This is a genomic window from Pseudomonas sp. PA1(2017), from assembly GCF_001945375.1.
GTDB lineage: Bacteria > Pseudomonadota > Gammaproteobacteria > Pseudomonadales > Pseudomonadaceae > Aquipseudomonas.
Genome location: NZ_MSXU01000001.1, coordinates 505,167 through 524,145 on the forward strand (window position 1 = coordinate 505,167; position 18,979 = coordinate 524,145).

The window sequence follows — 18,979 nt, forward strand, 5'->3', positions numbered from 1 at the left end:
ACCGTGCGTGAAACGGGAGCAGACCCTAGGGTGCGTGCTCGCGGCAGGATGTTCAGTGTGCTTCGGCGCGGTTGCCGATGACCGGTCGTCGCCAAAAGCGGCAGCCAAAGGTGAGAAATGGGCGACATATCCATAAAAGAGCGGCCTGGAAGGTTGCACAGGCACTGTGGCGATGTGACACAATGCCGCGGGGAGCTAGCGGTCAGCTAGAGCGAATGGATTCTCCCCGTACTTACTCGTTGTTTGGCGACGCCTCCACCGAGGTTTCGCCAGTAATTACCTGTTTGCCAACCTAATCAGAGAAGAAAACATGACTGACGCCACCGTGCAAAACGGTGCTTCAGCGACGCCTGCTTTCCTGTCCAAGGAGCGCATCATCGCTAAGCCCGGTTTCAACCGCTGGCTGGTTCCGCCAGCTGCCCTCGCCATCCACCTGTGCATCGGCATGGCCTACGGGTTCTCCGTATTCTGGCTGCCGCTGTCCAAGGCCATTGGTATCACCGCGCCAGTCGCGTGTGCGCCGGACATTGGTTTCTTCGAACAGATCTTCGCCAGCAACTGCGACTGGCAGATCTCCATGCTGGGCTGGATCTACACCCTGTTCTTCGTGTTCCTGGGTTGCGCGGCTGCCGTATGGGGTGGCTGGCTGGAACATGCTGGCCCGCGTAAGGCTGGCCTGGTATCGGCCGTGTGCTGGTGTGGCGGTCTGCTGATCTCCGCGCTGGGTATCTACACCCACCAGATCTGGCTGATGTGGGTCGGTTCCGGCGTGATCGGTGGTATCGGTCTGGGCCTGGGCTACATCTCCCCGGTATCGACGCTGATCAAGTGGTTCCCGGACAAGCGCGGCATGGCCACCGGTATGGCCATCATGGGCTTCGGTGGCGGCGCGATGGTCGGTGCTCCCCTGGCCGCAGCGCTGATGGGTCACTTCGCCAATGAAACCGGTGTCGGCGTATGGCAGAGCTTCGTGGTCATGGCGGTGATCTACTTCATCTTCATGGTCGGTGGCGCACTGGCCTACCGCGTTCCGCCAACCGGCTGGAAGCCTGCTGGCTGGGTCGCTCCGGCTGCCAAGGCCAACAACGCGATGATCACCAAGGGTCACGTTCACGTGAACACCGCGTGGAAAACCCCGCAATTCTGGCTGGTCTGGGCCGTACTGTGCCTGAACGTATCGGCCGGTATCGGCATCATCGGCATGGCCTCGCCCATGCTGCAGGAAGTCTTCGGCGGCAAGCTGATCGGCCTGAACGTGCCATTCAGTGAGCTGAGCGCTGCACAGCTGGGCCAGATCGCCGCCATCGCGGCCGGCTTCACCGGCCTGCTGAGCCTGTTCAACATCGGTGGCCGTTTCTTCTGGGCTTCGTTCTCCGACCTGATCGGCCGCAAGGCGACTTACTTCGTGTTCTTCGCGCTGGGCTTCACCCTGTACGCGCTGGTGCCGTGGACCGGCCACCTGGGTAGCATCGCCCTGTTCGTGTTCGCCTTCTGCCTGATCCTGTCCATGTACGGTGGTGGCTTCGCGACCGTTCCGGCTTACCTGGCCGACCTGTTCGGTACCCAGATGGTCGGTGCGATCCACGGTCGCCTGCTGACCGCCTGGGCCTTCGCTGGCGTGCTGGGCCCGGTGCTGGTCAATTACCTGCGTGAGTATCAGCTGAGCATCGGCGTCGAACGCGCTGCCGCTTACGACATCACCCTGTACATCCTCGCTGGCCTGCTGGTGCTGGGTTTCATCTGCAACCTGCTGGTCCGCCCTGTGGATCCCAAGTACTTCATGACCGAAGCAGAGCTGGCTGCCGAGCGCGCCCATGGCGAGAAATCCAAGCCGTCCGCTACCGAACTGGAGTGGGCTGCCGATCCGTCGAGCAAGCCGCTGGTGATCGCTGCCTGGCTGGCCGTGGGTATCCCGCTGGCCTGGGGTGTCTGGATCACTCTGCAGAAGACTGCCGTACTGTTCCAGTAAACACGATCTGCTGCGCGTCGGCCCTGCGGCGTTAAAAACAGGCTCGGAATGCTCATGTACAAAAGTACATTCCGCTTCCTCGCCTGTTTTTGCCTTGCAGGGCTCTAGCTCGCGATATCGTGAGTCACATTAAGATCCCGCTGACGCCCCGTGCGTCGGCGGGATTTTTTATGCCTGCGATTTGGCGGCGTAGGGGGAAGCGTCTTGTCACGTTTTGGTGCAACGTGCGCCTTCGCGGCATTTTTGCCGGACGGCTTTATAGCTTTGCCGCTTATCAGCCTATAATGTTCGCCCTTTCGCCCAACGATTTTGTGGAGCAGGTGATGGCCGAACGTACGGCATCCGTCGAGCGCAATACCCTGGAGACCCAGATCAAGGTCTCGATCAATCTGGATGGCACAGGCAAGGCCACCTTCGATACTGGCGTGCCGTTCTTCGAGCACATGCTCGACCAGATCGCCCGCCATGGCCTGATCGACCTGGACATCTTCTGCAAGGGCGACCTGCACATCGACGACCACCACACCGTCGAAGACGTCGGCATCACCCTCGGCCAGGCCTTCGCCAAGGCCGTCGGCGACAAGAAGGGCATGACCCGTTACGGTCACTCCTACGTGCCGCTGGACGAAGCGCTGTCGCGTGTGGTGATCGACTTTTCCGGTCGTCCCGGCCTGCAGATGCACGTGCCGTTCACCCGCGCGGTGGTCGGCGGCTTCGATGTCGATCTGTTCCAGGAGTTCTTCCAGGGCTTCGTCAACCATGCTCAGGTCAGCCTGCACATCGACAACCTGCGTGGCGTGAACACCCACCACCAGATCGAGACCGTGTTCAAGGCCTTCGGCCGCGCCCTGCGCATGGCGGTCGAGCTCGACCCGCGCATGGCCGGGCAAATGCCATCGACCAAGGGCGTGCTCTGATGCAGACGGTAGCCGTCATCGATTACGGCATGGGCAACCTGCACTCGGTGTCCAAGGCGCTGGAACATGTGGGCGCCGGCCGTGTGCTGGTGACCAGCGATGCCCAGGTGATTCGTGAGGCCGACCGCGTGGTGTTTCCCGGTGTCGGTGCGATCCGCGACTGCATGGCCGAGATCCGCCGCCTGGGCTTCGACGAACTGGTTCGCGAGGTCAGCCAGGATCGTCCGTTTCTCGGCATCTGCGTGGGCATGCAGGCGCTGCTCGAGCGCAGCGAAGAGAACGACGGCGTCGACTGCATCGGCCTGTTTCCCGGCCAGGTGCGCTTCTTCGGCAAGAGCATGGTCGAGGACGGTGAGCCGCTGAAAGTCCCGCACATGGGCTGGAACGAGGTGAGCCAGGCGGTCAAGCATCCGCTGTGGCACAACATTCCCGAGCAGGCGCGCTTCTACTTCGTGCACAGCTATTACATCGAGGCGGCCAAGGCGCAGCAGGTGGTTGGCCGTGGTCACTACGGCAAGGATTTCGCCGCGGCCCTGGCCGACGGTTCGCGCTTCGCCGTGCAGTTCCACCCGGAGAAGAGCCACACCCATGGCCTGCAGCTGCTGCAGAACTTCGCCGCCTGGGATGGCCGCTGGTAGATGGCGCGGCTCAAGAGCCCGATCCTGACGCTCACGCCCGAGCAGGAAAGCGATGCGGTGCACAAGCTGCAGCGCTTTCTGAGCGACCGTTTCGAGCTGGAGCTGGGCTCCTTCGAGGTGTTGGAGCTGCTCGAACTGTTCGGGCGCGACATCGCCCCGCATTACTACAACCGAGCGATCACCGATGCGCACAGTTTGCTGCGCGAGCGCTTCGAGAGCCTCGAAGTCGACCTGTGGGCGCTCGAGAAAGATTGATCCCGGCCCAGGCCGGCTGAACTAGACAAGGTGCTGCAGATGCTGATTATTCCCGCTATCGACCTCAAGGACGGCGCCTGCGTACGCCTTCGCCAGGGCCGCATGGAAGATTCCACGGTGTTCTCCGATGACCCGGTGAGCATGGCCGCCAAGTGGGTCGAGGGCGGCTGCCGTCGTCTGCACCTGGTCGACCTCAACGGCGCCTTCGAGGGTCAGCCGGTCAATGGTGAAGTGGTTACCGCCATCGCCAAGCGCTACCCGAACCTGCCGATCCAGATCGGCGGCGGCATCCGGTCGCTGGAAACCATCGAGCACTACGTCAAGGCCGGCGTCAGCTACGTGATCATCGGCACCAAGGCCGTGAAAGATCCGCAGTTCGTCACCGACGCCTGCAAGGCCTTCCCGGGCAAGGTCATCGTCGGCCTGGACGCCAAGGATGGCTTCGTCGCCACCGACGGCTGGGCAGAAGTCAGCACCGTGCAGGCCACCGATCTGGCCAGGCGTTTCGAGGCCGATGGCGTCTCGGCGATCGTCTACACCGATATCGCCAAGGACGGCATGATGCAGGGCTGCAACGTCGAAGCCACCGCCGCCCTGGCTGCCGCTAGCCGCATCCCGGTGATCGCTTCCGGCGGCATCCACAACCTGGGTGATATCGAGAAGCTGCTGCTGGCCCGTTCGCCGGGCATCGTCGGTGCCATCACTGGCCGCGCGATCTACGAAGGCACCCTGGACGTGGCGCAAGCGCAGGCGTTCTGCGACAACTTCAAGAATTAAGCACGCTCTGAAGTCCTCGCCAAGCGAGCGAGCCGCTTCAGACGCAACGCCGCGGATGTGCGGCGCAGCCGGTTAGAGAGGGTTTCAGCATGGCATTGGCCAAACGCATCATTCCTTGCCTGGACGTGGACAACGGCCGCGTGGTCAAGGGCGTCAAGTTCGAGAACATCCGCGATGCCGGCGATCCGGTGGAAATCGCCCGTCGCTACGACGAGCAGGGCGCCGACGAGATCACCTTCCTGGACATCACCGCCAGCGTCGATGGCCGCGATACCACGCTGCACACCGTCGAGCGCATGGCCAGCCAGGTGTTCATCCCGCTGACCGTGGGCGGCGGCGTGCGCAGCGTGGTGGACATCCGCAACCTGCTCAACGCCGGTGCCGACAAAGTGTCGATCAACACCGCGGCGGTGTTCACCCCCGAATTCGTCGGCGAAGCCGCCTCGCGCTTCGGCTCGCAGTGCATCGTCGTCGCCATCGACGCCAAGAAGGTGTCCGGCCCGGGCGAAGCGCCACGCTGGGAAATCTTCACCCACGGCGGCCGCAAGCCGACCGGCCTCGATGCCGTGCAGTGGGCGATGAAGATGGAAGGCCTGGGCGCCGGCGAGATCCTGCTCACCAGCATGGATCAGGACGGCGTGAAGAGCGGCTACGATCTGGGCGTGACCCGTGCCATCAGCGAAGCGGTGGGCATTCCGGTAATCGCCTCCGGCGGCGTCGGCAACCTGCAGCACCTGGCGGACGGCATCATCGAAGGCAAGGCTGCCGCGGTGCTGGCGGCGAGCATCTTCCACTTCGGTGAGTACACCGTGCCCGAAGCCAAGGCCTACATGGCCAGCCGCGGTATCGTGGTGCGCTGAGCCGCGCAGGCGCCAGTGGTGCGTCCAAACTGGTGCGATTGGCCTTTTGGATGCCCGCTAATGGCGCTAAGCTAGCACCCGTGTGACAAGGATCGGGTCAAGCCAGAGCGTCTAGCTCGCTACTTCTGCCCAGACGCCCGGTCACGCCGGGCGCTACCTTTCCGGCCGCCCGTCAACGCTTTGAATGACAGGTAGTCCAGTACATGTGCAAACGTCTGTGGTTGGCAGCGGCCAGTGCCCTGCTCTTGATGGCATCGGTGGCGCGCGCCGAAATCGACCCGAACTACAACGTGGTGTTGCTGACGGAAAACTTCCCGCCGTACAACATGGCGATCAACGGCAAGAACTTCGCCCAGGAAGACAATGTTGATGGAATCGCCGTCGACGTGGTGCGCGAAATGTTCAAGCGCGCCGGCATCAAGTACAGCCTCACCCTGCGCTTTCCCTGGGATCGTATCTACAAACTCGCCCTCGAGAAGCCCGGCTACGGCGTGTTCGTGACCGCTCGGCTGCCCGAGCGCGAAGCGCTGTTCAAGTGGGTCGGCCCCATCGGCCCGGACGACTGGGTGCTGCTGGCGCGCGGTGACAGCAAGCTGGTGGTCAACAACCTGCAGCAGGCCAAGCAGTACCGGATCGGCGCCTACAAGGGCGACGCCATCGCCGAGCACCTCGAAAAGGAAGGCCTGCAGCCCGTGACCTCGTTGCGCGACCAGGAAAATGCCAAGAAGCTGATGGCCGGGCAGATCGACCTGTGGGCCACTGGTGACCCGGCAGGGCGTTACCTGGCCCGCCAGGAAGGCGTCAGCGGCCTGAAGACCGTGCTGCGTTTCAACAGCGCGCAACTGTATCTGGCACTGAACAAGGACGTGCCGGACGAGGTGGTACAGAAGCTGCAGTCGGAACTGGACAAGATGCGCGCTGAGGGGATCGTCGACAGCATTCTCAACAGCTATCTTTAGCCCTGAAGGTCGTATGAAGGGCACGCCGAGGCGCTGAGGGGGCGCTGGCGTGGCGATGATTCGGCGTTCATGCTGCCGTGTGCCTTGTGCACGGCAGCCATTGCCAGGACGGTGGTGGTGCGAAGTTCGGCAGGAGGCCGCCAACCATAATCATAACCACGTGGCGGGGACGACAGATGTTGAGCAGTTTGAAGAGCATTGCACTACTTGGGCTTACCTTGATCGCCTGCACGGCCAGGGCCGAGCTGCCAGCCGACTACAAGATGGTATTGCTGACCGAGAACTTCCCGCCGTTCAACATGGCGGTGGACGACAAGAACTTCGCCCGTGACGACGGTATCGATGGCATCAATGCCGAAATCGTTCGCGAGATGTTCAAGCGGGCTGGCATCAAGTACAGCCTGACCCTGCGCTTCCCCTGGGATCGCCTCTACAAGCTGACCCTCGACAAGGCCAACTATGGCCTGTTCTCCACCACCTTCACCCCCGAGCGCCAGCCGCTGTTCAAGTGGGTCGGCCCGCTGGCCAAGACCGGCTGGGTGCTGCTCTCGGCGCCAGGCAACGAGGTCACCGTGAAGAGCCTCAAGGATGCCGGGCAATACACCATCGGCGCCTACAAGAACGATGCGGTGAGCCAGCACCTGGAAAGCCAGGGCCTGGCGCCGATCAACGCGCTGCGTGACCAGGAGAACGTCAAGAAGCTCACCGGCGGCAAGATCGACCTGTGGGCGACCACCGACCCGGTCGGTCGCTACCTGGCCAAGCAGGAGGGCGTCACGGGGCTCAACACCGTGCTGCGTTTCAACGAGGCTGAGCTCTACCTGGCGCTCAACAAGGACACGCCGGACGAAGTGGTGCAGCGCCTGCAGAAGGCGCTCGACGAGATGCGTAATGACGGCTTCATCGACGAGATGACCAATAATTACTTGTGACGGGCGCCTATTCGCCGTGATCCCGCGCAGTTCACCGACCGTGTAGGAGCGCCGACCTCAGCGCGAACGATTGTGGTCTTACCGCGCCCTCGGCGCTGCGGCCACCATTCGCCGCGGGTCGCGGCTCCTCGTGATCCCGTGCAGTTCACCGACCGTGTAGGAGCGCCGACCCCGGCGCGAACGATTGTGGCCTTGGCGCGGTATCGGCGGCGTGCCCACTGTTCGCCCCGAGGCGGGGCTCCCACGAGAACCCGCGCAGTTCACCGACCGTGTAGGAGCGCCGACCTCGGCGCGAACGATTGTGGGCTTAGCGCGGTATCGGCGGCGTACCCACTGTTCGCCCCGAGGCGGGGCTCCTACAAGATTCTGTGCAGTTCACGACCGTGTAGGAGCGCCGACCTCGGCGCGAATGCGGCCGGCCTTGTCGCGAGGGTGACAGCCATTCAGGCAATAAAAAGCCCCGGTGCAGTTGCCTGCGCCGGGGCTTTTCGGTGACGGCCGACGTTCAGTCGGCGCGCGTGACGTTCAGGCCCTTGAGCAGGTTCAGCGCCTGGCTCAGCTGGTAGTCGTCGTCCTGCGGGCGTGCCGGCTTGCCGGGCGCGCCCTGGCTCGGGCGATCAGCGCCGCCGTTGCCATTGCCCAGATGGCCTTGCAGATCGGCTTCCTTGAGGGTCGGATCGTCGCTCTCGCGTGTCAGCTTGGCGCGTGCCACTTCCACGTCCGGGACGATGCCCTGGGCCTGGATGGAACGGCCGTTGGGCGTGAAGTACAGTGCCGTGGTGATCTTCAGGGCGCGGTCGTTGTTCAGCGGCAGCACGGTCTGCACCGAGCCCTTGCCGAAACTGTCGGTGCCCATGACGATACCGCGCTTGTGGTCCTGCAGGGCGCCGGCGACAATCTCCGAGGCCGAGGCGCTGCCGCCGTTGATCAGCACCACCAGCGGCACACCTTCGCTGGCGTCCAGCGGGTCGGCGGAGAAGCGCAGTTCCGAGTTGGGGATGCGCCCCTTGGTGTAGACGATCAGGCCCTTCTTGAGGAAGTGGTCGGCCACTTCCACGGCCGATTGCAGCACGCCGCCGGGGTTGTTGCGCAGGTCGAGCACCAGGCCGCTGAGTTTCTTGCCGTTTTCCTTGCGCAGCTTGTTCAGCGCCTTGCCGACTTCCTCGCCGGTGTTGACTTGGAACTGGGTGACGCGAATGTAGCCGTAGCCCGGATCGATCATCTGGCTGCGTACGCTGGTGACCTTGATCACCGCACGGGTCAGCTCGACGTCGAACGGCTTGCCGCCTTCGCGCACCAGGGTCAGGACGATCTTGCTGCCGGCCTTGCCGCGCATTCTCTCCACGGCTTCCATCATCGACTGGCCCTTGGTGGGTTTGCCGTCGATCTTGACGATCAGGTCGCCGGGGTGGATGCCTGCCTTGGAGGCCGGGGTGTCGTCGATGGGCGAGACGACCTTGATGAAACCGTCCTCGGTGCCGACCTCGATGCCCAGGCCGCCGAACTCACCGCTGGTGCTTTCCTGCAGCTCGGCGAAGGCTTTCGGGTCGAGGTAGGCCGAATGCGGGTCGAGGTTGCTGAGCATGCCCTTGATGGCGTTCTCCAGCAGTTCCTTGTCGGTGACCGGCTCGACGTAGGCGGCCTTGATGCGGTCCATCACCTCGGCGAAGGTGCGCAGCTCGTCCAGGGGCAGCGGCGCTGCATTCTGGTCGGCGGCCGGCGGCGGGGTGATCGGAGCCTGGTCGGCATGCAGCACAGGTGCGCCACCGAGCAGGGCAATCGCCAGGGCCAGGGAGGTGAGGCGGGACAGATGCGGCATTCGAACTAACTCCTACGACAATGAGATGGCGCTTATCCTTGCGCCCGACACCATTGGGCCGGATCGCTGGCGCGGCCCTGCTGGCGAATCGCGAAATACAGTGCTGGGGTGTCCTGGCCGCCGCTGGTACCGACGGTGGCGATGGGTTCCCCGGCTTTGACGATGTCTCCGGCGTCCTTGAGCAGGCTTTGGTTGTGCCCGTAAAGGGTCAGATAACCATTGCCATGGTCGAGAATGACCAGAAGCCCGGAACCGCGCAACCAGTCTGCGAAAACCACTCGACCGCCATGCACGGCGCGTACCTGACTGCCGGCGGTGGCGCCGATCAGCACGCCGTCCCACTTAGTCCGAGCGTCTTCGCCCCGTGGGGTTCCATATCTTGCAACAACGCGGCCATTGACTGGCCATGGCAGCTTACCTTTGGCGTTGGCGAACGGCCCGCCATAGGTGGCGCCGGAGCTGACCAGCGGGCCACTTTCGGCACGCTTGCCGGTGGCTGCCGGTGCGCTGGGTTTCTCGCGCGCAGCGGCGAGTTCGCGCTGGCGCTGCGCCTCGGCTTCACGGGCCTGGCGGGCGAGGGTCTCCTCGATGGTCTTGAGCACGCGGCCGAGTTCGGCCTGCTCCTGCTCGCGGGCTTTGAGACGCTGGTCGCGGGCAGCGTAATCCTTGTTCAGCTTGGCCAGTGCCTGCTGACGCTCTTTGCGTACCTCGGCCAACTGGGCGCTGCGGCTGTCCAGCTCGCCTTTCTGCACCTGCAGCTGCTGCTGGTGATGGCTGATGTCCTGCTCGACGTTGGCCAGTTGGCGTAGCGTCTCGTTGAAGGCCGTCAGCTGACCCATGCGCGCTTCGGCGAGGTAATCGTAGTAGGTCAGGGTGCGGGAGAATTTTTCCGGGTTCTGCTGATTGAGCAGCAGCTTGATGTACTCCTGGCGCCCGCCCTGATAGGCCGCGCGCGCCTGGATGCCGATCAGCCGTTGCTGTTCAAGGCGCGCGCCCTGGAGTTTTTTTTTCTCCTGATCGAGGCGTTTGAGCTCTTCCTCGCTCTCCTGCAGCTCTTCGCGCAGGCCCTTGACCTGATTCTCCAGCTCGCCCATTTCGGTTTCGGTGGTCTTGAGCTGCTTCTGCACGCCGGATTTTTCCTGCTGCAGTTGCTCCAGCAGTTTCTTCAATTCGCTGACGTCGGCACGTGCCGCATCCAGCTGCTTTTGCGTATCGGCTTTCTGATCGGCGAAAGCTGGTGCCAGCAGGCTGGTCATGAGGATAAAGGTGAGGACACGGAGCATGGTGCAGGCGATACCTGGCGGGGAACCGGCTTAGTATGCCCTTGGTTCCGGGTAAAAAAAACGTCCCTGGTGCAGATGCCGACCCAAGGTGGCAGGCGGTCGACCTGTGGGGCAGCGCTGCTGCGCCGCCCCGAGCCTTCGCCTGTAGGGTCAGCCGAGGGTGACGATGCTGGTGCCGGTCATTTCCTTGGGAATCGGCAGGCCCATCAGGGTCAACAGGGTGGGTGCCACATCCGCCAGCACGCCGCCTTCGCGGATGCTCACCTGGCGCTTGCCGACATAGATGAACGGTACCGGCTCGCAGGTGTGTGCGGTGTGCGCCTGGCCGGTGCATTCGTCCTGCATCTGCTCGACGTTGCCATGGTCGGCGGTAATCAGTGCTTCGCCACCGACCTTGTCGAGGGCCTCGACGATGCGGCCCATGCAGGTATCCAGGCATTCCACCGCGGCGACCGCTGCCTCGAACACGCCGGTATGGCCGACCATGTCGCCGTTGGCGTAGTTGACCACTATCACATCGAAGCGCTGGTTCTCGATGGCGTCGACGATCTTGTCGGTCACTTCGGGGGCGTTCATCTGCGGCTGCAGGTCGTAGGTGGCGACGTTCGGCGACGGGATCAGGATGCGCTCTTCGCCCGGGAACGGCTCTTCACGGCCGCCAGAGAAGAAGAAGGTGACGTGGGCGTACTTCTCGGTCTCGGCGATGCGCAGTTGGGTCTTGCCGTTGTTGGCCAGGTATTCGCCGAACACGTTGACCAGCGGCTCGGGCTTGAAGGCGCTGGGCGTGTCGATGCTCGCCGCGTACTGGGTGAGCATGATGAAGCCGGCGGTCTGCGGCACACGGGCGCGTTCGAAGGCGTCGAAGCCCGGCTCGACGAAGGCGCGGGTAAGCTCGCGGGCGCGGTCGGCACGGAAGTTCATGAACACCACGGCGTCGCCATCCTCGACCCGGACCGGCTCGCCGATGCTGGTGGCTTTGACGAACTCGTCGCTTTCCTCGCGGGCATAGGCGGCTTGCAGGCCAGCCACGGCGGTATCCGCATGGAACTGGCTGTTGCCATCGGCGATCAGGTTGTAGGCCTGGGCGACGCGATCCCAGCGGTTGTCACGGTCCATGGCGAAGTAGCGGCCGATCAGCGAGGCGATGCGGCCCTTGCCGAGTTTGGCGAAGGTGGCGTCGAGCAGCTCGATGGAGCTCTGGGCACTTTTCGGCGCGGTATCGCGACCGTCGAGAAACGCGTGCAGGTAGATCTTTTCGGCGCCGCGGCGCGCGGCCAGCTCGGCCATCGCTACCAGGTGATCCTGATGGCTGTGTACGCCGCCGTCGGACAGCAGGCCAAGGATGTGCACAGCCTTGCCGGCACCCACGGCCTTGTCCACGGCGCCGGTGATGGCCGGGTTCTCGAAGAACTCGCCGTCACGGATCGCCTTGGTCACCCGGGTGAAGTCCTGGTACACCACGCGGCCGGCGCCGAGGTTCATGTGGCCGACCTCGGAGTTGCCCATCTGGCCATCCGGTAGGCCGACGTCCATGCCGCTACCAGAAATCAGCCCGTGGGGCTGGGTGGCACGCAGGCGGTCGTAGACCGGCGTGTTGGCGGCGAAAATGGCGTTGTGCTCGGGGGTTTCGCTGTGGCCGAAGCCGTCGAGAATGACCAGGACCAGGGGTTTGGGCGCTGCGCTCATACGGGGCTCGCTCTGCTTAGGGGACGCAATGAAGGCCGGCGGCGAGCGCGTACTCGCCCGCGGCGATCCGGAGGCGGTCGCCCGGCAAGACGACCCACTGAAATCGGTCTGACATTCTACGGCCCCGGAAAGATCCCGTCACCGCCGTGCGGCCTTTGGTGGACTCACCGGGCTGTGTATACTGGCCGGCATTTTACCGTCCCGGAACCGCGTGATGCTTGCCAACCTCATTGAATTCGCCACCAACCACTTCATCCTCAGCGGCCTGTTCGTCATCATCCTTTCGCTGCTGATCTTCACCGAACTGAGCAAGGGCGGCAAAAGCCTGAGCAGCCGTGAAGTGACGGCGCTGATCAACCGTGACGAAGGCGTGGTGGTCGACATTCGCAGCAAGAAGGATTTCGACACCGGCCATATCGTCGGCGCCCTGAACATCCCCAACGACAAGCTGGCCTCGCGCCTGGCCGAGCTGGAAAAGCACAAGGCCAAGACCATCATCGTCGTCGATGCCCTGGGCCAGCAGGCCGGCACCGCCGCCCGTGAATTGCAGAAGGCCGGCTTCACCGCCGCGCGCCTGGGCGGCGGCATCGCCACCTGGCGTGGCGACAGCCTGCCCGTGGTGAAGTGACATGGCCAAGGTCGTCATCTACTCCAGCGACTGGTGCCCCTACTGCATCCGCGCCAAGCAGCTGTTGACCAGCAAAAGCGTGTCGTTCGACGAGATCCGTGTCGACGGCAAGCCAGACGTGCGCGCCGAGATGACGCGCAAGGCTGGCCGCACCTCGGTGCCGCAGATATGGATCGGTGAAACCCATGTGGGTGGTTGCGACGACCTGTTTGCCCTGGAACGGGCCGGCAAGCTCGATGCGCTGCTCGATGCCTGATCGATTTAGAACCTTCCTTTACGTCCATACAGCAGAAGGCTTTGCCCCATGACCGAACAAGCTACCGGTGCCGTCCAAGACGAGCAGACTCCTCAGTTCTCTCTGCAGCGCATCTACGTGCGTGACTTGTCCTTCGAAGCGCCGAAGAGCCCCGAGATCTTCCGCCAGGAGTGGACGCCGAGCGTCTCGATGGACCTCAACACCCGTCAGAAAGCCCTGGAAGGCGACTTCCACGAAGTGGTACTGACCCTGTCGGTGACCGTGAAGAACGGCGAAGAAACCGCCTTCATCGCCGAAGTACAGCAGGCCGGCATCTTCCTGATCAAAGGTCTGGACGCCGCTTCCATGAGCCACACCCTGGGTGCGTTCTGCCCGAACATCCTGTTCCCGTATGCTCGCGAAACCCTGGACAGCCTGGTGGTACGCGGCTCTTTCCCGGCGCTGATGCTGGCCCCGGTGAACTTCGACGCTCTGTACGCCCAGGAGCTGCAGCGTCAGCAGGCCAACTGAGCCCGCGGTCGCTGCACGAAAAACGCCCTTCGGGGCGTTTTTTTGTGGGCCTGTCCTGACCTCGTAGCCTGCGGTTGAGCGAAGCGATACCCAGGGATGGCCTGCCCCGGGTATCGCTGCGCTACAAAGTCGCAATACCGCCGTTCAACTAGCGGCGAAGCCGTTCTGGCGCCAGGCTTCATACACCGCGACGGCCACGGTGTTGGACAGGTTCAGGCTGCGGCAGCCTTCGCGCATCGGCAGGCGCACGCGCTGCGATTCGGGCAGTGCATCACGAATCTCGGCTGGCAGGCCGCGGCTCTCCGGGCCGAACAGGAAGGCATCGCCCGGCTGGTAGGCCACTTCATGGAAAGGCTGCGAGCCCTTGGTGGTGAAGGCGAACACCCGCGGCTGGCCGAGGCTTTCCAGGCAGGCCTCCAGGCTGGCGTGGCGCTTGAGCGGCGCGTATTCGTGATAGTCGAGCCCGGCGCGGCGCAGGCGCTTGTCGTCCAGTTCGAAACCCAGCGGCTCGACCAGGTGCAGGTGGCAGCCGCTGTTGGCGCAAAGCCTGATAACGTTGCCGGTGTTGGGCGGAATTTCCGGTTGAAAAAGGATTACATGAAACATGCACGGCTCCAGGCCAGAAGACGGGCGCCATTCTACGCCGGATAAGCCGCCAAGGCCGCGTCCTTGGGTGCGCGTGATCGGCTCGCTGGCGATCTTCGGTTTCCTGGTCGGCCTGATGATCGGCCGGCTGTTCCACCCGGACGCCATGCACCTCAAAGACGTGGAAGTTCAGGGCGACCGCTTGCTGCTGTGGTTCAACGTCGAGCCGCACGTGCAGGTCAGCGACGCTCATGGCACCTTCGCGCTGCGCTTCGAGGGGCTGGGTCGGGAGCGCCAGGGCCAGTTGCAGATTGCCGGGCGCGCCGCCAACTGGCGCGTGGTGCGTGATGAGCGTGAGCTGGAGGTGCGCGTGGTGGCAGCTCGCCCGCTGCGCGCTGAAATGGATGCCGAAGAGGTGGAGGGCCGCTGGCGCCTGACGGTTCGTCTGGCGCCGCGCTAGGAAGAAAAGAGGGAGTTCCCGGCCTGCCTGTACCAGGGCTCCCGAAGAAAAGGGGGATTATCTGATCTGCCTGTATCAGAGTCCCCGAAGAAAGAAGGGAGGTCCCGGCCTGCCTGTACCGAGGCTCCCAAAGAAAGAGGGGAATCCCCGGCCTGCCTGTACCAAGGTCCCCGAAACTGGGTTGTCAGTACCATTGCAGTTGGCGTGCCAGTTTTCATGGATTCGTTGCAGGGCCCGTGAATGCTGGGCTCTGGCGGTTATTCCCAGGTTTTCACCCACCAGGTGTCGCTTCGTGAATGTTCCGCTCGGGTGCATGAATGCACCTGTCGTGCGCTGATGGCGTGCATTTGTAATGACCTTGAGGCAGTTCAGGCGCAGTAGCCCGGGTCGAGCGTAGCGACACCCGGGGGCATTTCCTGGGTTTCGCATTGCTCAACCGCAGGCTACGTTCACAGCGGCAGTGGTGCAGTGGAAGACGCGCGTTATCACCCACAAAAAACGCCGCGCCCTGGTAGGGACGCGGCGTCTGGGTGTCGCAGTGACGGCTTAGTTGTCGTCGCTGTCGTCGTCTTCGGAGCCGTCGACGTTCATGCCCAGCTCCTTGATCTTGCGGGTCAGGGTATTGCGCCCCCAGCCTAGCAGCAGGGCGGCATCGCGGCGTCGGCCGGCGGTGTGCTTGAGGGCGGTCTCGATCATGATCCGCTCGAAGGCCGGCACCGCGCTGTCGAGGAGGTTCGACTGGCCGCGGCCCAGCGCCTGGTCGGCCCACTGGCGCAGCGCCTGCTCCCAGTTGCTGACCGGCGCATTGTCCTGGGGCTGCACAAGCAGTTCCGGCGGCAGGTCATCGACATGCACTTCGCGCCCCGAGGCCATCACGGTGATCCACCGGCAGGTGTTCTCCAGCTGGCGCACGTTGCCGGGCCACTGCAGCTGCTGCAGGTAATCCTCGGTTTCGCTTTTCAGCAGCTTGGGCTCGACCGCCAGCTCGGTTGCCGCACGGCTGAGGAAGTGGCGGGCCAGCGTCGGGATGTCTTCGCGACGATCCGACAGGCGCGGAATATGGATGCGAATCACGTTGAGGCGGTGGAACAGGTCTTCGCGGAATTTGCCGGCGGTCACCAGGCTTTCCAGATTCTGGTGCGTGGCGGCGATGATGCGCACGTCGACCTTGACCGGCGTATGGCCGCCCACTCGGTAGAACTCGCCGTCGGCCAGCACGCGCAGCAGGCGGGTCTGGGTGTCGGCCGGCATGTCGCCGATCTCGTCGAGGAACAGGGTGCCGCCATCTGCCTGCTCGAAGCGCCCGCGACGCTGGTTGGCCGCGCCTGTAAAGGCGCCTTTCTCGTGGCCGAACAGCTCGGACTCCATCAGGTCCTTGGGGATCGCCGCCATGTTCAGCGCGATGAACGGCGAAGCGGCGCGGGGGCTGTGGCGGTGCAGGGCGTGGGCGACCAGCTCCTTGCCCGTGCCCGACTCACCATTGATCAGCACGGTGATGTTGGAGTGGCTCAGGCGGCCGATGGCGCGGAACACCTCCTGCATCGCCGGTGCTTCACCGATGATTTCCGGGGTGCGCGCCTGGGCGGCTGGCACGTGCAGGCCCTGCTGCTCCTTGGCGTGCTGGTTGGCACGCTTGACCAGCGATACCGCTTCGTCGACGTCGAAAGGTTTGGGCAGGTATTCGAACGCACCGCCCTGGTAGGACGCCACGGCGCTGTCCAGGTCGGAATGGGCGGTCATGATGATCACCGGCAGGCGCGGGTGCATTTCGCGGATGCTCGACAGCAGCTCCAGGCCGCTGGAGCCGGGCATGCGAATGTCGGAGATGATCACGTCTGGCTGCTGACGCGAGAGGCGGCCCAGCACGCCATCGGCGCTGTCGAAACTCTGGGTGCTCATGCCTTCCTGTTGCAGGGCCTTTTCCAGGACCCAACGGATGGAGCGGTCGTCGTCAACGATCCATACGGTTTCACTGCGGCTCATGTCGGAGTTGCTCCTTGTTCCAGCGGCAGAAAGATCGAGAACACGGTTTGCCCGGGATGGCTCTCGCACTCGATCAGGCCTTGATGCTGACTAATGATGTTCTGGGTAATCGCCAGGCCGAGGCCGGTGCCGTCGGCACGCCCGCTGACCATGGGATAGAAGATGGTTTCCTGCAGTTCCGGCGGGATGCCCGGGCCGTTGTCGATGATCTCGATCTTGGTCACCAGACGATGGCGGATGTAGCCGATGGTGAACTGACGCAGCGTGCGCGTGCGCAGGGTGATGCGCCCTGGGCGCAACTCGGGTTTGGAGGCCAGCGCCTGCATGGCGTTGCGCACGATGTTGAGTACCGCCTGGATCATCTGTTCGCGGTCGACGATCAGGTCGGGAATGCTCGGGTCGTAGTCGCGCACCAGTACCACGCTGCCCTGGCTTTCCGCTTCCACCAGGCTGGCGACGCGCTCGAGCACTTCGTGCACGTTGGTGATCGCCAGGGACGGCAGTTTGTTGGAGCCGAGCATGCGGTCGACCAGATTTCGCAGACGGTCGGACTCCTCGATGATCACGTTGGTGTAATCCTTCAGGCTCTCTTCCGGCAGTTCGCGGGCCAGCAGCTGGGCCGCGCCACGAATGCCGCCCAGTGGATTCTTGATCTCGTGGGCAAGGCCGCGTACTAGCAGCTTGGTGGTTTCCTGCTTGGACAGCTGGGCCTCTTCCTTAGTGATGCGCAGCAGCCGGTCACGCGGGTGCACCTCGAGCAGCAGCATGGTTTCGCCGCGGCTGAGTATCGGCGTCACCGCGTAGTCGACGGTCAGGCTCTGGCCGGTCTGCGTGGTCAGCACCGCTTCGCGCTTGTTGAACGGATGGGCCTCGGCCACCGCCTGGCGCAGGGCGCCGAGGGCCTCGCGGGTTTCGGTGAACAGTTCGCTGATGAACTGGCCATGACTACGTTGGCCGCTCACGGCCAGAAGCATTTCCGCGGCAGGGTTCATGTACTCCAGGCGCAGATCGGCGTTGAGCAGCAGGGTCGCCGTGGTCAGGTTGTCGAGCAGCAGGCGGTGCAGGGCGTCGTTGATGATCATCGCTCTGCGCCCGCCAGCATGCAGCTTGCCTGGAGCGCGGCAGGGCCGTTGTCTGGCAACGTGGCGCAGCGTGGCAAGTCTCGTTGCGGGTGTGGGCCAGCCAAAATTCGTTCCTCGTGCGGTATGGGCAGAAGGGCCGGCGAGGGAGCAGATGTTCCGGATCGCGGCGATGCTGGAGAAAATGCAAGAAGCAAACCAAAGCCCTGCAAAGAAGCGCATGCGGCGATAAAACCGCGCAATTGGCTTCTTTTCGGCGCAGTGGCGCTGATGCGCGTGTGCCAATTTGGGACGAGTATAGAAATCGGTGCGCCAGCGCGCACCTTAATGGTGCGAATGAATGAGCTGGGTTAGCCCAGGACGGGCCGTCTGGGCGTTGTTTGCATCTTTCAGGCGCCATCAAAGAGGCCGCTACAAGGCAGGAGCGGTCACTCAAACCAACCTGTGGGAGCCCCGACCTCGGGGCGAAACGATTGCAGCCTGACAGCCTATCGGCGGTGCCTGACTAATTCGCCGCGAGGTCGCGGCTCCCACAAAAACGGGCCAAGTTCTTAGGGTGGTTCAGGGTGCGTAGCTGACGCTTCGTCTGCGCGCCCCTATCCATCCCGAGGCCCACACCTACAGCCACGTAGGGTGGATGACGCTCTTTTCATCCACCGTTGCGATCACGAAGCGGTGGACGGATGAAGCGTCGTCCACCCTACAAATGTCCGCTCCCGCCCCTTTGCAGGCAGCGGCGCTGAAGTCGAGCCGCTCTTAAAGGAAAGGCAGGATACCGATGATGCCCTTGTCTTCTTCCTTGGGCTTGTCTTCGATTGGGCACTCGGGGCGTACGCCGTAATCATCCTTTTCGCAGGGGCGCACCTTGCGCTTCTGGGCCAGGGACACACGCTTCATGTGAAAGGGCTGGCTGGGCGTGCGTTCGACGATGATGCCGCCTGCGGTGATGATCTCCACGGCGATCTGATGGGTGCCGCGGTCGATGTTCTCCAGAGGAAACACCGGGCTGCGCCCGACGTTGCCGTAGGGCTCGCCATCGAGCAGCAGGCGGTAGCTGTGGCCTGGGTGCAGGGCCGGTTCGGCATTGACGGTGACGATCAGGTTGCCGGCGTTGTCGTTGATGGTCGCATCGGGCTGCGGAATGGTGATGCGCAGCAGCTCATAGCTGAGGATCGGCCCACTGGGCGCAGCGGGTGCCGGTGGGGAGAGGCGGCGGGTAGGCGGCTCGATACGGTTCGAGGGCGCCATCTGCACCTGCGTGGCATTGCCGTTGCGCGGGCTGTCGGTAAACACCCGGTTCCCGTCGGCATCCACGTAGGTGTAGACCTGGGCAACGCTTGGCAGGGTGATCAGCAACAGGGCGAAGAGCAGCGTGCGCATGGC

General features: G+C 63.7%; 19 protein-coding genes. 12 read left to right on the forward strand and 7 right to left on the reverse strand.

Annotated elements, in window-relative coordinates:
* The first annotated feature begins 310 nt into the window (after positions 1 to 310).
* From BVH01_RS02290 to BVH01_RS02325, 8 genes are all read left to right on the forward strand, one after another.
* Positions 311 to 1,969 (forward strand): OFA family MFS transporter, encoded by a 1,659-nt coding sequence (locus BVH01_RS02290; RefSeq protein ID WP_075928772.1) that lies wholly within the window; start codon positions 311 to 313, stop codon positions 1,967 to 1,969.
* A gap of 323 nt (positions 1,970 to 2,292) precedes the next feature.
* Positions 2,293 to 2,886: an imidazoleglycerol-phosphate dehydratase HisB gene (hisB, locus tag BVH01_RS02295; protein WP_013793001.1), complete on the forward strand. Its 594-nt coding sequence runs from the start codon at positions 2,293 to 2,295 to the stop codon at positions 2,884 to 2,886.
* Positions 2,886 to 3,524: an imidazole glycerol phosphate synthase subunit HisH gene (hisH, locus tag BVH01_RS02300; protein ID WP_075928773.1), complete on the forward strand. Its 639-nt coding sequence runs from the start codon at positions 2,886 to 2,888 to the stop codon at positions 3,522 to 3,524. Before hisB ends, hisH begins: the two co-directional genes overlap by 1 nt.
* Complete coding sequence (locus BVH01_RS02305; protein ID WP_013792999.1) at positions 3,525 to 3,779, forward strand: DUF2164 domain-containing protein; 255 nt, start codon at positions 3,525 to 3,527, stop codon at positions 3,777 to 3,779.
* 39 nt (positions 3,780 to 3,818) lie between these two features.
* Positions 3,819 to 4,556: a 1-(5-phosphoribosyl)-5-[(5-phosphoribosylamino)methylideneamino]imidazole-4-carboxamide isomerase gene (gene hisA / locus BVH01_RS02310; protein WP_075928774.1), complete on the forward strand. Its 738-nt coding sequence runs from the start codon at positions 3,819 to 3,821 to the stop codon at positions 4,554 to 4,556.
* Positions 4,557 to 4,645: 89 nt separating this feature from the next.
* A complete protein-coding gene (gene hisF, locus BVH01_RS02315; RefSeq protein WP_075928775.1) occupies positions 4,646 to 5,416 on the forward strand; it encodes an imidazole glycerol phosphate synthase subunit HisF in 771 nt (256 codons plus the stop codon).
* Positions 5,417 to 5,619: 203 nt separating this feature from the next.
* A complete protein-coding gene (locus BVH01_RS02320; RefSeq protein ID WP_075928776.1) occupies positions 5,620 to 6,375 on the forward strand; it encodes an ABC transporter substrate-binding protein in 756 nt (251 codons plus the stop codon).
* A gap of 176 nt (positions 6,376 to 6,551) precedes the next feature.
* Positions 6,552 to 7,307 carry an ABC transporter substrate-binding protein gene (locus BVH01_RS02325; RefSeq protein WP_075928777.1) on the forward strand — a complete coding sequence of 252 codons (756 nt, stop codon included), beginning with the start codon at positions 6,552 to 6,554 and terminating at the stop codon, positions 7,305 to 7,307.
* 505 nt (positions 7,308 to 7,812) lie between these two features.
* Here the strand turns inward: BVH01_RS02325 and BVH01_RS02330 are convergent.
* The 3 genes from BVH01_RS02330 to gpmI all read right to left on the reverse strand — a co-directional run bounded on the left by BVH01_RS02330 (position 7,813) and on the right by gpmI (position 12,095).
* On the reverse strand, positions 7,813 to 9,126 hold the full coding sequence (locus tag BVH01_RS02330; protein ID WP_075928778.1) for a S41 family peptidase: 1,314 nt from the start codon (positions 9,124 to 9,126) through the stop codon (positions 7,813 to 7,815).
* Positions 9,127 to 9,158: 32 nt separating this feature from the next.
* The gene (locus BVH01_RS02335; RefSeq protein WP_075928779.1) at positions 9,159 to 10,409 is read right to left on the reverse strand and encodes a murein hydrolase activator EnvC; all 1,251 of its coding nucleotides are present in this window, start codon (positions 10,407 to 10,409) and stop codon (positions 9,159 to 9,161) included.
* A 150-nt stretch (positions 10,410 to 10,559) separates the two neighbouring features.
* On the reverse strand, positions 10,560 to 12,095 hold the full coding sequence (gene gpmI, locus BVH01_RS02340; RefSeq protein ID WP_075928780.1) for a 2,3-bisphosphoglycerate-independent phosphoglycerate mutase: 1,536 nt from the start codon (positions 12,093 to 12,095) through the stop codon (positions 10,560 to 10,562).
* Positions 12,096 to 12,309: 214 nt separating this feature from the next.
* Between gpmI and BVH01_RS02345 the strand changes: the two genes are divergently transcribed.
* The 3 genes from BVH01_RS02345 to secB are packed head-to-tail and all read left to right on the forward strand — an operon-like array spanning position 12,310 to position 13,489.
* Positions 12,310 to 12,723 carry a rhodanese-like domain-containing protein gene (locus tag BVH01_RS02345; RefSeq protein ID WP_075928781.1) on the forward strand — a complete coding sequence of 138 codons (414 nt, stop codon included), beginning with the start codon at positions 12,310 to 12,312 and terminating at the stop codon, positions 12,721 to 12,723.
* Position 12,724: 1 nt separating this feature from the next.
* The gene (gene grxC / locus BVH01_RS02350; protein ID WP_075928782.1) at positions 12,725 to 12,979 is read left to right on the forward strand and encodes a glutaredoxin 3; all 255 of its coding nucleotides are present in this window, start codon (positions 12,725 to 12,727) and stop codon (positions 12,977 to 12,979) included.
* A gap of 48 nt (positions 12,980 to 13,027) precedes the next feature.
* Positions 13,028 to 13,489: a protein-export chaperone SecB gene (secB, locus tag BVH01_RS02355; RefSeq protein ID WP_075928783.1), complete on the forward strand. Its 462-nt coding sequence runs from the start codon at positions 13,028 to 13,030 to the stop codon at positions 13,487 to 13,489.
* 144 nt (positions 13,490 to 13,633) lie between these two features.
* Here secB and trmL read toward each other — a convergent pair whose 3' ends face one another.
* Positions 13,634 to 14,095, reverse strand: a complete 462-nt coding sequence (gene trmL / locus BVH01_RS02360; protein ID WP_075928784.1) for a tRNA (uridine(34)/cytosine(34)/5-carboxymethylaminomethyluridine(34)-2'-O)-methyltransferase TrmL — start codon at positions 14,093 to 14,095, stop codon at positions 13,634 to 13,636.
* Here trmL and BVH01_RS02365 point away from each other — a divergent pair.
* The gene (locus BVH01_RS02365; protein WP_075928785.1) at positions 14,094 to 14,534 is read left to right on the forward strand and encodes a hypothetical protein; all 441 of its coding nucleotides are present in this window, start codon (positions 14,094 to 14,096) and stop codon (positions 14,532 to 14,534) included. The genes trmL and BVH01_RS02365 overlap by 2 nt on opposite strands.
* A gap of 546 nt (positions 14,535 to 15,080) precedes the next feature.
* Here BVH01_RS02365 and ntrC read toward each other — a convergent pair.
* The 3 genes from ntrC to BVH01_RS02380 all read right to left on the reverse strand — a co-directional run bounded on the left by ntrC (position 15,081) and on the right by BVH01_RS02380 (position 18,976).
* A complete protein-coding gene (gene ntrC, locus BVH01_RS02370; protein ID WP_075928786.1) occupies positions 15,081 to 16,517 on the reverse strand; it encodes a nitrogen regulation protein NR(I) in 1,437 nt (478 codons plus the stop codon).
* Entirely contained in the window at positions 16,514 to 17,599 is a 1,086-nt protein-coding gene (gene glnL, locus BVH01_RS02375; RefSeq protein WP_075928787.1) for a nitrogen regulation protein NR(II), read from the reverse strand. Before glnL ends, ntrC begins: the two co-directional genes overlap by 4 nt.
* Before the next feature lie 753 nt (positions 17,600 to 18,352).
* Positions 18,353 to 18,976: a DUF4124 domain-containing protein gene (locus tag BVH01_RS02380; RefSeq protein WP_075928788.1), complete on the reverse strand. Its 624-nt coding sequence runs from the start codon at positions 18,974 to 18,976 to the stop codon at positions 18,353 to 18,355.
* Positions 18,977 to 18,979: the final 3 nt, after the last annotated feature.

What these genes read in the sequence shown, in the direction of transcription:
- BVH01_RS02290 (WP_075928772.1), top strand. Translation starts at nt 311, where the DNA reads ATGACTGACGCCACCGTGCAAAACGGTGCTTCAGCGACGCCTGCTTTC.
- hisB (WP_013793001.1), top strand. Translation starts at nt 2,293, where the DNA reads ATGGCCGAACGTACGGCATCCGTCGAGCGCAATACCCTGGAGACCCAG.
- hisH (WP_075928773.1), top strand. Translation starts at nt 2,886, where the DNA reads ATGCAGACGGTAGCCGTCATCGATTACGGCATGGGCAACCTGCACTCG.
- BVH01_RS02305 (WP_013792999.1), top strand. Translation starts at nt 3,525, where the DNA reads ATGGCGCGGCTCAAGAGCCCGATCCTGACGCTCACGCCCGAGCAGGAA.
- hisA (WP_075928774.1), top strand. Translation starts at nt 3,819, where the DNA reads ATGCTGATTATTCCCGCTATCGACCTCAAGGACGGCGCCTGCGTACGC.
- hisF (WP_075928775.1), top strand. Translation starts at nt 4,646, where the DNA reads ATGGCATTGGCCAAACGCATCATTCCTTGCCTGGACGTGGACAACGGC.
- BVH01_RS02320 (WP_075928776.1), top strand. Translation starts at nt 5,620, where the DNA reads ATGTGCAAACGTCTGTGGTTGGCAGCGGCCAGTGCCCTGCTCTTGATG.
- BVH01_RS02325 (WP_075928777.1), top strand. Translation starts at nt 6,552, where the DNA reads ATGTTGAGCAGTTTGAAGAGCATTGCACTACTTGGGCTTACCTTGATC.
- BVH01_RS02330 (WP_075928778.1), bottom strand. Translation starts at nt 9,126, where the DNA reads ATGCCGCATCTGTCCCGCCTCACCTCCCTGGCCCTGGCGATTGCCCTG.
- BVH01_RS02335 (WP_075928779.1), bottom strand. Translation starts at nt 10,409, where the DNA reads ATGCTCCGTGTCCTCACCTTTATCCTCATGACCAGCCTGCTGGCACCA.
- gpmI (WP_075928780.1), bottom strand. Translation starts at nt 12,095, where the DNA reads ATGAGCGCAGCGCCCAAACCCCTGGTCCTGGTCATTCTCGACGGCTTC.
- BVH01_RS02345 (WP_075928781.1), top strand. Translation starts at nt 12,310, where the DNA reads ATGCTTGCCAACCTCATTGAATTCGCCACCAACCACTTCATCCTCAGC.
- grxC (WP_075928782.1), top strand. Translation starts at nt 12,725, where the DNA reads ATGGCCAAGGTCGTCATCTACTCCAGCGACTGGTGCCCCTACTGCATC.
- secB (WP_075928783.1), top strand. Translation starts at nt 13,028, where the DNA reads ATGACCGAACAAGCTACCGGTGCCGTCCAAGACGAGCAGACTCCTCAG.
- BVH01_RS02365 (WP_075928785.1), top strand. Translation starts at nt 14,094, where the DNA reads ATGCACGGCTCCAGGCCAGAAGACGGGCGCCATTCTACGCCGGATAAG.
- trmL (WP_075928784.1), bottom strand. Translation starts at nt 14,095, where the DNA reads ATGTTTCATGTAATCCTTTTTCAACCGGAAATTCCGCCCAACACCGGC.
- ntrC (WP_075928786.1), bottom strand. Translation starts at nt 16,517, where the DNA reads ATGAGCCGCAGTGAAACCGTATGGATCGTTGACGACGACCGCTCCATC.
- glnL (WP_075928787.1), bottom strand. Translation starts at nt 17,599, where the DNA reads ATGATCATCAACGACGCCCTGCACCGCCTGCTGCTCGACAACCTGACC.
- BVH01_RS02380 (WP_075928788.1), bottom strand. Translation starts at nt 18,976, where the DNA reads ATGCGCACGCTGCTCTTCGCCCTGTTGCTGATCACCCTGCCAAGCGTT.